Here is a 13,918-nt window from a genome sequence, read left to right on the forward strand (position 1 = left end):
TGCCTCTAAGTCCGATAATGGTGCTTATCCAAACCATACTTTTTCATCCGTAAATAGAGCTTTTTACGTGGCATTTGCAAGTACTCAGAAACATCATTAATCCGCCCTTGGTGGATGTTTAATGCCTCTGTAATAATTTGTCGCTCATAGTTTTCAATTTGCTGATCCAGTGCCGTTGGAGCCACTGGTGCTAGCAGAGGGTTTGCCGTTTCCCCCATAGGCATAATCCCCACCGCATATAGCTCAGCGGCATTGGCTAATTCAGTTACATTCCCCGGCCAATGGCGGCGGCTGAGCTTTTTCAAAAATGAGTCATCCAGTGAAGGTAATGGCTGATTTAAGCGAGTACACGCTAGCTCAAGATAGTGATGAAACAGTGGGGAAATATCGGCCTTACGCTGAGCCAGTGGTAGGCAAGTGACCTGAGTTAACGAGAAATAATAATACAACTCGGCGATAATCTGTTGCTGCTTAGTCAATGCTATCAATGGATGATCCGAAATGCCAATAAGACGAAATCCCCGATGGTCTTGCTGCAAATGTTGAACTAAATAGCGCTGCTGAGACGTCGGTAATAACTCAATATTCTTGATCACCAAAGTACCCGCTCCCACTTCGTGAACCCACGTTTCGACGGGAACTTCCTGCTCATTTAGTAAGGTTTTTATCACCAATGGCGATTGCTGATTTGTACTAATTTGGTGAAGATAACGGGCTAAATAAGTACGCCCACTCCCTAATTCCCCTTGTAAAAAAACCGCAACCAAGGTTTCAGAAAGCCCTTGCAATTGTGTTCTTACCTGCTGGGACCACTCACTTAATCCAACAAAATTAAGCATTAATTGGTTTTTACCCCAGCGGCGCTGTAACACCCGCTGCTTACGGGCTGCCAAGGCTTTTTCAACTTGAGTCAGTAGGTATTCAGGGTTAATTGGTTTTTGTAAAAAATCCCAAGCCCCCATTTTCACGGCTTCCACCGCCATCGGGACATCCCCATGACCGGTAATTAACACCACGGGTAAATGTTTATCCTTTTCTAAGAAAAGCGCCATCAGCTCAATACCTGAACATTCCGGCATACAAACATCACTTAATACGATGCCACACCAATCTCGATGCACTAATTCTTTAGCTATTAATGGGTTATCGCATTCATATACTCGGTATCCTGCTTGAGTCAGCAATAGACAATAAGCTTCTAATACATCTTTATCATCATCAATGAGGAGTATGTCATAACTGTCATCAAGCATTTTGCGGTACCTTTTTAAAATCTAAAATCACACATCCATGACCTGCAAGCGTGGATGCAATACGCAGTTCACCACCAATTTGCTGCATGATAGATTGGCTAATCGAGAGTCCAACCCCCAACCCAATCTCTTTACTTGTTGTGAATGGCTTCATTAGCGTATCAGCCAAATGCAGTGGCCATCCCTTTCCATTATCACTGATTGTTAATTCGAGAATATTACCGTTTTCACTGTGATCAATGGTAATTTCTGCTTCTGTCGGACTTGCATCTAAAGCATTTGCCAACAAATTCACCAACACTTGCTGAATGCCTATTTCATCCCCAAAAACATTAGGTAGCACCTCTGGATAATGCAGCGCAACCTTGCGAGTTTTATGTTGCAGTAGCAATACATCCCATGCACCTTGAATACACTGTCGCAAGCAAATTGGTTGTAATTGCTCATTATTATCCCGTTTACGGGCAAATTGGCGTAAAGAGCGAATAATACCATCCATGCGCTTCACTAATTTTTCGGATTTATTTAATGCGGTTAAGGCCGTGTCACACTCATGCTCTGGTAGCGCTTTTTTCGCCATAAATAAATGCATGGAAAGTGCATTCAGTGGCTGGTTAATTTCGTGCGCTAACGTGGTCATTGTCTGGCCAACAACCGCTAATTTAGCGGTTTGAATCAACTCATTCTGCATAGTGCGTAAATTTTCTTCTATTGCCTTACGATCCGTGATTTCCTGTTCAAGCTGTCTTTTTTGCTGGTTAATCTGGTCAATACTGCGTTGTAGCAGCATCGCAATTCGTCCTAATTCATCACGCCCTTCTACTGGGATTGTCGTGGTAAGATCACCGATACTGATCCTCGCAACCGCTTGGTTTAATGCCGTAAAACGCTTAACTAGCCTTGGGCGAATAAAGAGTACATTCAATAATAATGCCAACAATAAGGCTAAACCTGCGGTAATGATAATCGTCGTCCCACTCCATGACATAATTTTGGCTAGTCGATGGTTTAAAGTCTGTAATTGCAAATGGCTACTGCCCAGCTGTAAATCGAGTTGGGAACGAAAGTCTGCAAGAATTCGGTCTTTTTCTGCCGTCACGACATTTAATTCAGCTTGCGCTGTTTGATAATTTTGCAATACGCCCAACATCTGGCTATCGGATAACCCGATATCTAATAATTCATCGATAGTTTGACGTAACGTCACCGAACTAGGATATAAATTAAATGCTGGCTCATTCGCCTGTAAATTGGATTTCAAATATTGCAGGTAACGAGCATATCCCCCGACATCCACGGGTTCTTCATGAGCTAGCTCCCCTTGAATATCATTTAAACGCCCGGTAAGAGCATTGGTGATTTGCTCTTCTAGACGCGCCAATGTGTAGATCAATTGCAGCTCCCCTTGCACATTACGCAGGCGGCTTTGTAACCCTTTTGCTTGGCGAGGATCTTGTTCAATCTTATCCAACAATGAACCCTGTTGTAGGCTAATATCTTGAGATAATGAGTTCAATTCAGTATTGAAGTCATCATGCAGCCAATTGATGCGCGAAGAGAGCGTATTCACCTTTTCTCTCGCTAAAAATAGAGCGTATAGCGCCCTATCCAGACGATGCAGTAAATCTTGGCTCTGAGTCACAATCAGGGCGATTTGCTGGTGATCTTGCCCTGTTAACTTCTGATTAAATGTCTCGATCTGCGCTAAATGTGCGGTAATTTGGTTGCGTAATTGCAAGCGGGTTGAGGTATTCGGCGCTTTTAAAAACTCATTCAACTCATTCACTAAGGTGTTTAACTGTCCTTCAATCAGAAATGATGCCTGCATCCTTGGGAAATAATCCCCAAGGGCGTAACGAATTTGTTTATTCTGCTCCTGCCATGCGTATAGGCTGACGCAGCTAACAATTAGAGTCATGATGGTTCCGGCAATAAAAGCCCCGCGTAAAATTGCGGTAATGCTAAAACGACCAATTAAATTGATGAGTGCCGTTTTCATTTGATAGCTTCCAATGCATTAATCGCTTTACGCTGCTGTTCTTGGAAAAAACGTTGCCAACGCATATATTCTTCTTCCGCTTTGCGGTTATCTTCAAAGCGTGAATAATATGCAGGGTCTTCACTCTCTTTCGCACTCACCGGCATTGCCGTGAGTAACCTTCGAACCTCAGGTAATTGACGTTTTAATTTTGCTTCCGCCATATAAACCGCCCGCCATGCATCTTTTGACTCTGTGAGGCGGAATGTAATCGCAGCGTCAAACAACTGCTGGACTAAACGTTGGCGCTTCAATACCAATTGGACATCCAACGGCTTTGGTGAATTTAATAGCTGGCTCTGCTGATCTTTGCGCGGGCTATTTTCCACCAGTGGAGTCACTGGGTATTTTCCTGTACTACTCTCTGCAAAAATTTGCTGCCCCTGTTCACTAAGTAAAAAATCAATAAATTGTCGTGCTTTTTCTGGGGCTAAGCTATATCGAGTGATGGCAATAAACGTTGGGGATGTCGCTGAATCAGGAAGATAGTGAAATTCCAATTCAGGATCCGCGAGTAAAATATTGGCATAGTTATCAATGATTGGTGCTGCTCCACCAAGCCCTGCTTTGATTTTATCTGCTACCCCAAAACTACGAGATGAAACCGTCGCTAAATTTCCCGACATACTCAGTAAAATTCGCCAGCCTTCATCCCAGCCGCGCTGCTGTAATAATGACTCAATCATCAAATGATAAGTATCCGAGCGGGATGGGCTGCTGATCAATAGCATTCCTTGATATTGGCTATCCGTAAGGTCATCCCATGTTTTAGGAATAGCTAACTGACTCTGTTCCATCCACTTACGGTTAGCTAAAATACCATAGCCAGAAAATGCCACCGCAGCGACAGAATCGGTCAATATTGTTGGTGTTAACCGCTGAGAATACTCTGGGATCCCTTCCAGCATCCCTAATCGATTATGTTGCTGTAAATGCCGCATCAGCATAGGTGATGACGTCAGCACTAAATCTACATTCTCCAAAGCTTCGGTATCCAGCAATCGTTCTAATGAAGCACTCGTGCGATTAATCGTACGGATAGGTACCGCATCAGGGCGTGCATTCCAACTATTCACTATTGCCAGTGTCGCTTCTGGAGAAAATGTCGTTGCAATCACTAGCTCATCACTTTTAGCCAAACTCGTCATAGCTGAAAGTGAAATAACGAGCGCCATCAGCGGGCGAAATAGCTTTATTGATCTCATTAGAGTGTTCATCCCACAGGTAGATGTGATTAATATCAAAGAAAGCAACAATAGTTAGATTTTGTGTAAAAGTGCATTTGAGGCAAATCTTACCCTTTTCGCTTTTCTGCCAATATGACTGACGTCACCCGCTTTATTCTCATTGTTGCGTGATTAAATCAACCATTAGTTACTCATTTTTTGAAATCCATCCGACCTCTTTTTCAGATGAGTCAATTTGACCCACACCTATATTAAATTGAGTCAGTTTTGACTCAAACCATTAATATTGCGATATTTTTTCAACAAGAACATGATGAGCCTGTCAGAAATAAAACGACAAATATATTGAGCAATTTTCTCTTTTTATCTCTATTTTACAGGTGAATCTATGCTGTCATTTCTACGACCTGCCATGGCAAAAAAACAAGTTCCAACGGAACAAGTCTCCGCAACCTATAAGCGTTACCGCGTTCAAGCACTACTGAGCGTTTTTTTAGGTTATTTGGCTTACTATATTGTGCGTAATAACTTCACACTATCAACGCCATATCTAAAAGAAAACTTAGATTTAAGCACCACTCAAATTGGTTTATTAACCAGCTGTATGCTAATCGCTTATGGTATTAGTAAAGGGATCATGAGTAGCCTTGCAGATAAGGCAAGTCCAAAAGCATTTATGGCCTTTGGTCTAATTTTATGCGCAGTGGTTAACTTTGGGATGGGCTTCAGTAATGCGTTTTGGCTGTTCGTTGGTTTTGTCGTACTAAACGGTCTGTTCCAAGGTATGGGAGTTGGTCCTTCATTTATTACGATTGCGAACTGGTTCCCACGTCGTGAACGTGGTCGTATCGGCGCATTCTGGAATATATCTCATAACGTGGGCGGCGGTATTGTTGCACCTATCGTTGGGGCGGCATTTGCTGTTCTGGGAACAGAACATTGGCAAAGTGCGAGCTATATGGTTCCTGCTTGTGTTGCGATTTTATTCGCTGGAGTTGTGTTAGTTCTTGGTAAAGGTTCTCCAAAACAAGAAGGTTTGCCTGCACTGGATCAAATGATGCCAGAAGAAAAGGTAATTTTGACTTCAGCTCAGAAAGAACAATCTCCAGAAAATATGACCGCATTCCAAATTTTCTGTACTTATGTACTGAAAAACAAAAATGCTTGGTATATCTCATTTGTTGACGTGTTCGTTTATATGGTGCGCTTTGGTGTTATCAGTTGGCTGCCTATCTATTTATTAACAGAGAAAAACTTCTCTAAAGATCAGATGAGTGTCGCGTTTCTGTTCTTCGAATGGGCAGCAATCCCATCAACGCTATTAGCGGGCTGGTTGACTGATAAATTATTTAAAGGCCGTAGAATGCCATTAGCGATCGTTTGTATGACGCTGATTTTCTTCTGTCTGATCGGTTACTGGCAGAGCCAGTCTCTGGCAATGGTGACCTTCTTCGCCGCTGTTGTCGGTTGTTTAATTTATGTTCCTCAATTCCTAGCATCAGTACAAACCATGGAAATCGTTCCTAGTTTTGCGGTAGGTTCGGCGGTAGGTCTACGTGGATTTATGAGCTATATCCTTGGAGCAACGTTAGGAACAAGTTTGTTTGGCTTCGTTGTTGACCGTATGGGCTGGCATGCAGGTTTCTATCTACTGCTTGGTGGGATTGTTTGCTGCATTATCTTCTGTGTACTGTCTCACTTCGGTGCATTAGAGTTAGAGCGCAATCGCCAAACTGTATTAGCACAAGGTAAGCTAGCTAACGCTTAATTCTGATAAGGTAGTTATCAATTTAATACCTTAGATTACGAAAAGGCTGGGTTTAGTATTTTCGCTAAACTCAGCCTTTTTCATTGTGATGTTGATACGTCATTCCAATTCCACTATTTGTATAAGGGGAAAGACAATGAGTTCGATAACTAGCAAAGTGCTTGAATTTCAGCAAGTGATAACCCTGTTATTTGGCTGATAACATCAATGCTTAAACCTAATTTCAAACTCGTTACCACTTGTTTTTGTAGGTTTAACCTCATTTGTTTCCTTGCAATAATCCGTTCTTCTTCTCTACCTTTTTCTATGCCTTCATTTCTTAAACGCTGCGCAATATTCATTACAATCTCCTGATGTTCACCAGTTTGGTTAACCAACGTTTTTACTATATGAGTATAAGTTGGGGTGTCCATAACGCTAAAGAGGTAATTTATAACTAAAATGACATCATCTTGATGATTTTGATTGTTATTGAATACCTGAGTTAAACGTTCCGATAAAGCTAAAAGGTTATCCCGTTGTGATGAATGTTTTAAAACCAACTCCATCGCCGCAATTTTACGATGATTCACAATCTCATCGTCATTAACGACAGTGATATCCACCAAGGGCAGTGGATTACAATACAAGTCATAGGCTAAATCTGACCATTGGAAACAATCGGTCCAAGACTGAGAATATGGATACGGTGATTGCTTTCCATGATAAAACAGAATAGGCACCACCAGTGGTAACGTCTTATTACCCTGCTGTAAATGCTGATTCATCGCGGAAAATGCATAATGCATTAAACGCCAACCCATTAACTTATCTGGGGTAGATTGGTGTTCAACTAGCAAGTACAAATAGCCTTCCCCTCGCTCAGTTTCAACCGAATAGAGCATATCCGATAAACGCGAACGTAGGGTTTTGTCCACAAACGAAGCACTGGTCAATGATAAGGTATCAAAATAACATAGCCGTTTAATACGACTAGGAAGATAAATATCAAAAAAGTCCCGAGCATTATCCAGCTTGGTCATAAAACCTTTAAATGCTGAATCATGAGGTGTAGAACTGAGATTATTTGCCATATCCTATGTCATCCAAAGCTACCGATGAGCAAGATACTAACCAATATATTTATGGGACTGTGAAAAAGTTAATCCTAATTCACGACAACACCTTGACAATATAACCGATTGTTATAAATAGAATTATTAACTTATCCTATTAATTAAAAAGCCCTTCAATACGCAGTTAAACTGCTAAAGGGCAATTTGGTATATTGATATTTTTTTATGAGCTATCGTATATTACGAATTCGCAATAAATTGATTACGTAGCGTTTGTAATTCATCACGAACTCGAGCCGCGGCTTCGAATTCAAGATCTTGAGCATGCTTGTACATTTGAGCTTCAAGTTGTGAAATACGCTGTTCCAACTCTTTGGTCGACATTGACTGAATATTAAGCGCCAGATCCTCTTTGTTACTCCCTTTGCCGCGCCCTTTACCTTTGCCCCCGACTTTATGACCGATTTGCAGAATATCGCCGACTTTCTTCTTCAGCCCTTGAGGGGTAATACCATGGGCTTCGTTATACTCAATCTGTTTTGCACGGCGGCGCTCTGTTTCCGCAATCGCTTTTGCCATTGAATTGGTAATTCTATCTCCATAGAGAATGGCTTTACCATTCAAGTTACGTGCAGCACGACCAATGGTTTGGATTAATGAACGTTCGGAACGTAAGAACCCTTCTTTATCGGCATCGAGGATCGCAACTAGAGAAACCTCTGGCATATCCAGACCTTCCCTCAGCAAGTTAATTCCCACCAGCACATCGAACTCACCCAAGCGTAAATCACGGATGATCTCCACACGTTCGACGGTATCAATGTCAGAGTGAAGATAACGAACACGTTCTCCATGCTCTTCGAGATATTCCGTTAAATCTTCGGCCATACGTTTAGTCAATGTGGTCACTAAAACACGTTCCTGTTTTTCCACACGAAGACGAATCTCAGACAGTAAATCATCAACTTGTGTTGTTACTGGACGAACTTCAATGATTGGATCAAGTAACCCTGTTGGCCTGACGACTTGCTCAATGACCTCATGACCGGATTTCTCTAATTCATAATTACCCGGTGTCGCTGAGACATAAATAGTTTGTGGCGCAGCAGCTTCGAACTCTTCAAAACGCATTGGGCGGTTATCTAACGCAGAAGGCAAACGGAAACCATATTCAACTAATGTCTCTTTACGAGAGCGATCGCCTTTATACATTGCACCAATTTGTGGGATGGTAACGTGGGATTCATCAACCACTAACAAGCCATCTGCGGGTAAATAATCAAATAACGTTGGTGGTGGCTCGCCCGGTGCTCTGCCCGATAGATAACGAGAGTAGTTTTCAATTCCAGAGCAGTACCCCAATTCATTCATCATTTCTAAATCAAATTGGGTTCGTTGAGCGACGCGCTGCTCTTCAATAAGCTTATTATTTTCCAGCAGTACCCGACGTCTATCCGCTAACTCAATTTTTATCTGCTCCATAGCCTCGAGAATGCGTTCTCGCGGAGTGACATAGTGAGTTTTGGGGTACACCGTAAAGCGAGGAATTCGATGTTGAATAGCGCCAGTGAGGGGATCAAAAAGTGATAAACGCTCAACTTCATCATCAAATAATTCCACTCTCAGCGCATATTCGTCAGATTCAGCGGGGAAAATATCAATGACCTCACCACGCACGCGAAATGTACCGCGAGTAAACGCTTGGTCATTACGAGTATATTGTAGATCGGCAAGGCGGCGCAAAATCGAACGCTGGTCGATAATCATCCCGTCCGTAAGATGCAGCATCATCTTCAAGTAACTGTCAGGGTCACCTAACCCGTAAATAGCTGACACAGAAGCTACTACAATCACATCTCGGCGTTCCAATAGTGCTTTAGTAGCAGACAGACGCATTTGCTCGATATGTTCGTTTATCGAGGCATCCTTTTCAATAAAAGTATCTGAGCTTGGCACATACGCTTCAGGTTGATAGTAATCATAGTAAGAGACAAAATATTCAACCGCGTTGTCAGGGAAGAAACCTTTCATCTCACTGTATAACTGCGCCGCCAATGTTTTGTTATGCGCCATCAGCATGGTTGGGCGGTTTTCTTGTGCTATCACGTTGGCAATGGTGAATGTTTTCCCAGACCCCGTTACCCCTAATAACGTTTGATGAGCAAGTCCATCTTCCAGCCCTTCTATTAGTTTACGAATTGCCTCGGGTTGATCTCCCCCAGGCTGGAAATCAGAATACAGTTTAAAATCCTTGCTCATAATCACCCCTCATCAATAATCTCCTACCTATGATACTGGATAAAAAACCAGCTTCAAGTGCTGATGATAAATTTCCTTTTTCTTAGGTTGAAATCTATTTACGAAAATGTTATCCCCAAATAAAGCTTGACCTTTTTGAAACTAGATATTTTATGCTTTTGCCTTTTTTACCTTTAATGCAAATATAAATGGAACGCTTGATTTTATTTAACTATTTGTATTTAAATAATATTATTCAAAAGTCCAGAATCACATCAAATAAAGGCAAACCCGCTTGTCGCCTAGCATCAGGATAGTTTTAGAATGCTAATTCACAAGGTTATCCACAGAAATAGTGGATAACTCTGTAAGTCCTTTACCCCCATGCTTTCGCGATGAGTGCAATATTTGTTAACAAGGGGCTAAATTTCAAAAATATGACGAAATGATGAAAATGTTTTTACGCTCAATTTTAGACAAAATAGGAATTTTGTGTTTATTTACGGAAACTACGTAGTATTTTCAGAGTGAAACTTGACAAAAAAAGGATCTAATACGTTAAAAAAGATCGCATGAAAAAAGAATCGAGAACCCCCTCTCTATACCCCATGATATAGAGAGTTTTAGCTCATTTTATAGTGCGGAAATGTCTAGATATTTTCCAATATCATTGAAGGAATGATTTTCGATATGCGGAATGATCCCCAAGCAGGGTGCTTCGATCATTCGTTTTAGTGCCGTGAGATATTCTTGCTGATAAATTCCTGCGGGCTCGACCTCATTGGCAATCCATCCCACTAAAGATAAACCTGCGGCCATCACGGCTTGAGCCGTCAATACTGCATGATTAATACAACCCAGCTTAACCCCAACAACTAAAATGACGGGAAGTTGATGCTCAACCACCCAGTCGGCATACATTTGCTCTGAAGATAATGGCGTATACCAGCCACCAGCGCCTTCTACTAATACCCAATCCGCTTGCTGTTGCAGATTTCTTAACCCGTCGCTCATCACTGAAAATTGGATGGGCTGATTCATTTTCTCGCTCACAATATGGGGTGATGTCGGCGCTTCAAAGATAATCGGATTGATCTGCTCATACGGCACACTGACGCGACTATTCACCTGTAATTGTAATGCATCACTATTACGTAAACCTTGGGGCGTCATTTCACTCCCTGATGCCACTGGTTTATAGCCCACAGTATTAAAACCGTGTAAATTTGCGGCTTGTAATAATGCACAGCTCGACATGGTTTTGCCGATTTCAGTATCGGTTCCCGTTACAAAATAGGTCTTAGTCACGATAAATAATTCCAAACACTGTTTGATAAGTTAATGGCAGCCCTTGGTCGGTATCAGGATAAACCGATATCAATTGCTGCAACCTCTGACGAGTCATCAGCCCCGATTGGCGTCCCGCTGTTAAATGTGTGGCACCAATCCCTTTAACCGAGTTGAGAAGCTCAATCAAATTAGAAAAATAGAGCGTATCCGCTTGTTGAAAAAGCTGATGGCGCCACGGTAAGCAGCTTTTGGTAATCTGCGGGTAGGCTAAAAAACGATTAACATGGGGTGTATCATCCAGCACTTTCCATGCTTGGGATAATTCCCCCAACGAATTTTCCGCCAATGTCGTGAATCCAATCATGCCACCCGGTTTGGTTACCCGATAGAGCTCCCCCAATGCATGTTGAAGGTCATCGCACCACTGAATGGCTAAATTAGAAAATACACCGTCAAAAGAGGCATTGTCGAAAGGAAGTGCATCCATGTCTGCACACACATAATCGTTGGCAGACTGCTTGCTTTTGGCCACATTAAGCATGCCCACAGAAAGATCGAGTGCTGTCACCTGATCCCCACGTTGCTGCATAATTTGGCTAAAAAAACCAGTTCCACATCCCGCATCTAAAATATGATGGCATGTCGATAAACTCGCTGGATTGGCATACTGATCTAATAGCCGTAGTAATTGTGATCCTGTGTTTTGCTGGTAATTAGCCAAAGAGTCATAGCGAGCCGCAGCACGCCCAAAAGCCGACGCTATTTTCTGTTTTTGTCGATTTTTTTGTTTTTGACGACAATGAATATCTTGAGCGCTGCCCTCATGAAACAAACTTAAACTCATGGAGAGCCTCCAATAATTTATCAACATCCTCTTGATGATGGGCTGCGCTCAACGTAATCCGTAATCTCGCGCTATCAGGGGGCACTGTCGGCGGGCGTATTGCTTGAACCCAAATCCCTTTATTCCGCAGAAATTTTGATAGTTGTAGGCTTTTTGCATTATCTCCCACAATCAATGGCTGGATAGCCGTCATGGAGTCCACCAACTGCATATCGGGTAAATCTATATTATTCCTAAAATGGTGAATATTACTCTGAAGCTGTGCTCTTGCCGCATCGGCTTGCTGAATTTGTTGTACGGCAGCGGATAACGCGACAGCCTGTGCAGGTGGCATTGATGTGCTATAAATGAGGTGACGCGCCGCTTGAATCAAGAAATCTGCCGTGGACTCATCACATAATACCGCCGCACCACTAGCCCCGAATGCCTTGCCAAACGTCACCACTAAAATATCAGGCTTGATACCATATTCATCACAGCTACCCCGCCCTTGCCGTCCTCTCACGCCAATTCCATGGGCATCATCCACCATCAGCCAAGCACCATAAGAATGAGCAACTGTATTCAGCTCATCCAGAGGTGCACTGTCCCCATCCATGCTGAACACCCCTTCGGTGATCACCAAGGTTTTAGAGGAGAATGGCTTACTGATCAGTTTTTCCAAAGATGACACACTATTATGGCTAAATCGACGTAACTGCGCTTGAGAATGCATCGCCCCTTCAAGGAGTGATGCATGGCTTAATTTATCCGCCAATATGCGATCTTCGTGGGTCATTAACGCGCTGATCAGTGCATGGTTTGCTGCAAATCCCGAGATAAATAATAGCGCTTTAGGGTAACCAAGCCACTTGGCGAGCTGCTGCTCAAGATCTTTGTGAGCGTTGGTATAGCCTGTAATATGTCCCGAACCACCACTCCCGACACCATACTCTTGCGCGCCTTGTTGCCAAGCGGCAATCACCTTTGCATTCTGGCTAAGACCTAAATAATCATTTGAAGAGAAATTAAGATAATTTTCACCTTCAAAAGTGAGTTCTCTGCCATTACTTTTCTCAATACAGCGACGTTCTCGCCATGCAGAAGCTTGCTTACGCTTCTCCAATTGAGTTTCAATAAAGGATTGCCAGCTCATTAGACTGCCGCATTATAAAACTGTGAGTTATCCGCGGTGAGTACCGCTTCTGCCAGATTTGCGGCTTGCAAATTATCCCCTTCATCAGTTTCAATACGCTCAGGGTTAATATTTAATTTTCGGAACAAGGCAATATCTTTGTTTTCATCTGGATTTGGTGTGGTAAGCAGCTTACAACCATAGAATACCGAGTTAGCACCCGCCATAAAACATAGCGCTTGAGTTTGCTCATTCATGTGCTCACGGCCCGCAGATAAACGCACATAGGAGGTAGGCATCATGATGCGTGCAACTGCAATAGTGCGAATAAAATCAAATGGATCAACATCTTCGTTGTCCGCCATTGGCGTTCCTTCTACTTTCATCAGCATATTAATAGGCACGCTTTCTGGTGGTTTAGGTAAATTCGCCAGCTGGACGAGCAATGCCGCACGGTCACTGACTTTCTCACCCAATCCTAAAATTCCTCCGGAACAAACTTTGATCCCCGCACTACGCACATTATTCAACGTATCTAAACGATCTTGATAAGTGCGTGTCGTAATAATATTTCCATAATATTCAGGGGAGGTATCAAGGTTATGGTTATAGTAATCCAGCCCAGCTTCCGCTAAACGACTTGCCTGAGAATCATCAATCATTCCGAGGGTCATGCAAGTTTCCATTCCGAGGGCTTTGACCTCTTTCACCATCATTTCAAGGTAAGGCATATCGCGCTCTTTCGGGTTACGCCATGCGGCTCCCATACAAAAGCGAGTTGAGCCTGCATGCTTAGCTTTTTTCGCTGATTCAAGAACTTGCTGAACTTCCATCAGGCGCTCAGTTTCTAGTCCAGTTTTATAGCGCGCACTTTGGGCGCAATATTTACAATCTTCGGGGCATGCACCAGTTTTAATCGACAGCAATGTGCTCACTTGAACTTGTTGCGGATCAAAATGCTGGCGATGTACTTGCTGCGCTTGAAATAATAGTTCAAAAAAAGGCATTGAAAACAGTTCATTAGCTTGTTTTATTGTCCACTGTTTTAATTGGCTCACGGAAATACTCCAGTTGAAAAAGTTGTTGCCAGTTTAAATATTGAGATTATCATGTCAACTAAATTGATCTAAA

At 42.6% G+C, this 13,918-nt stretch carries 10 protein-coding genes; 1 reads left to right on the forward strand and 9 read right to left on the reverse strand.

Annotated features, from left to right (window positions below; all coding sequences use genetic code 11):
• Window positions 1-5: 5 nt before the first annotated feature.
• Genes pgtA through PROVRUST_RS00615 form a run of 3 tightly spaced genes read right to left on the reverse strand, consistent with a single transcriptional unit; the run spans window position 6 to window position 4,496 of the window.
• On the reverse strand, window positions 6-1,253 hold the full coding sequence (gene pgtA / locus PROVRUST_RS00605; RefSeq protein WP_006812730.1) for a two-component system response regulator PgtA: 1,248 nt from the start codon (window positions 1,251-1,253) through the stop codon (window positions 6-8).
• Complete coding sequence (pgtB, locus tag PROVRUST_RS00610; RefSeq protein WP_006812731.1) at window positions 1,246-3,252, reverse strand: two-component system sensor histidine kinase PgtB; 2,007 nt, start codon at window positions 3,250-3,252, stop codon at window positions 1,246-1,248. The genes pgtA and pgtB overlap by 8 nt, the downstream gene beginning before the upstream one ends.
• Window positions 3,249-4,496 (reverse strand): ABC transporter substrate-binding protein, encoded by a 1,248-nt coding sequence (locus PROVRUST_RS00615; RefSeq protein WP_039853990.1) that lies wholly within the window; start codon window positions 4,494-4,496, stop codon window positions 3,249-3,251. Before PROVRUST_RS00615 ends, pgtB begins: the two co-directional genes overlap by 4 nt.
• 370 nt (window positions 4,497-4,866) lie before the next feature.
• Between PROVRUST_RS00615 and pgtP the strand changes: the two genes are divergently transcribed.
• Window positions 4,867-6,246 carry a phosphoglycerate transporter PgtP gene (gene pgtP / locus PROVRUST_RS00620; protein WP_006812733.1) on the forward strand — a complete coding sequence of 460 codons (1,380 nt, stop codon included), beginning with the start codon at window positions 4,867-4,869 and terminating at the stop codon, window positions 6,244-6,246.
• Window positions 6,247-6,395: 149 nt separating this feature from the next.
• On the opposite strand, the gene PROVRUST_RS00625 is transcribed toward pgtP, so the two are convergent.
• From PROVRUST_RS00625 to bioB, 6 genes are all read right to left on the reverse strand, one after another.
• Complete coding sequence (locus PROVRUST_RS00625) at window positions 6,396-7,319, reverse strand: Rpn family recombination-promoting nuclease/putative transposase (protein WP_006812734.1); 924 nt, start codon at window positions 7,317-7,319, stop codon at window positions 6,396-6,398.
• Between the two features lie 222 nt (window positions 7,320-7,541).
• Window positions 7,542-9,560 carry an excinuclease ABC subunit UvrB gene (gene uvrB, locus PROVRUST_RS00630; protein WP_006812735.1) on the reverse strand — a complete coding sequence of 673 codons (2,019 nt, stop codon included), beginning with the start codon at window positions 9,558-9,560 and terminating at the stop codon, window positions 7,542-7,544.
• Between the two features lie 612 nt (window positions 9,561-10,172).
• Window positions 10,173-10,847: a dethiobiotin synthase gene (bioD, locus tag PROVRUST_RS00635; protein ID WP_006812736.1), complete on the reverse strand. Its 675-nt coding sequence runs from the start codon at window positions 10,845-10,847 to the stop codon at window positions 10,173-10,175.
• On the reverse strand, window positions 10,840-11,673 hold the full coding sequence (gene bioC / locus PROVRUST_RS00640; RefSeq protein WP_006812737.1) for a malonyl-ACP O-methyltransferase BioC: 834 nt from the start codon (window positions 11,671-11,673) through the stop codon (window positions 10,840-10,842). The genes bioD and bioC overlap by 8 nt, the downstream gene beginning before the upstream one ends.
• Window positions 11,651-12,808 (reverse strand): 8-amino-7-oxononanoate synthase, encoded by a 1,158-nt coding sequence (bioF, locus tag PROVRUST_RS00645; protein ID WP_006812738.1) that lies wholly within the window; start codon window positions 12,806-12,808, stop codon window positions 11,651-11,653. Before bioF ends, bioC begins: the two co-directional genes overlap by 23 nt.
• Window positions 12,808-13,845, reverse strand: coding sequence for a biotin synthase BioB (gene bioB / locus PROVRUST_RS00650; RefSeq protein ID WP_006812739.1), 1,038 nt, complete (start codon window positions 13,843-13,845; stop codon window positions 12,808-12,810). Before bioB ends, bioF begins: the two co-directional genes overlap by 1 nt.
• Window positions 13,846-13,918 lie beyond the last annotated feature (73 nt).

The organism is Providencia rustigianii DSM 4541 (assembly GCF_000156395.1).
In the GTDB taxonomy this organism is placed as follows: Bacteria; Pseudomonadota; Gammaproteobacteria; order Enterobacterales; family Enterobacteriaceae; genus Providencia; species Providencia rustigianii.

Bases quoted from the DNA above. Each gene is read 5' to 3' on its own strand.
- bioF (WP_006812738.1), bottom strand. From the start codon at position 12,808: ATGAGCTGGCAATCCTTTATTGAAACTCAATTGGAGAAGCGTAAGCAA.
- bioC (WP_006812737.1), bottom strand. From the start codon at position 11,673: ATGAGTTTAAGTTTGTTTCATGAGGGCAGCGCTCAAGATATTCATTGT.
- pgtB (WP_006812731.1), bottom strand. From the start codon at position 3,252: ATGAAAACGGCACTCATCAATTTAATTGGTCGTTTTAGCATTACCGCA.
- pgtP (WP_006812733.1), top strand. From the start codon at position 4,867: ATGCTGTCATTTCTACGACCTGCCATGGCAAAAAAACAAGTTCCAACG.
- PROVRUST_RS00615 (WP_039853990.1), bottom strand. From the start codon at position 4,496: ATGAGATCAATAAAGCTATTTCGCCCGCTGATGGCGCTCGTTATTTCA.
- uvrB (WP_006812735.1), bottom strand. From the start codon at position 9,560: ATGAGCAAGGATTTTAAACTGTATTCTGATTTCCAGCCTGGGGGAGAT.
- pgtA (WP_006812730.1), bottom strand. From the start codon at position 1,253: ATGCTTGATGACAGTTATGACATACTCCTCATTGATGATGATAAAGAT.
- PROVRUST_RS00625 (WP_006812734.1), bottom strand. From the start codon at position 7,319: ATGGCAAATAATCTCAGTTCTACACCTCATGATTCAGCATTTAAAGGT.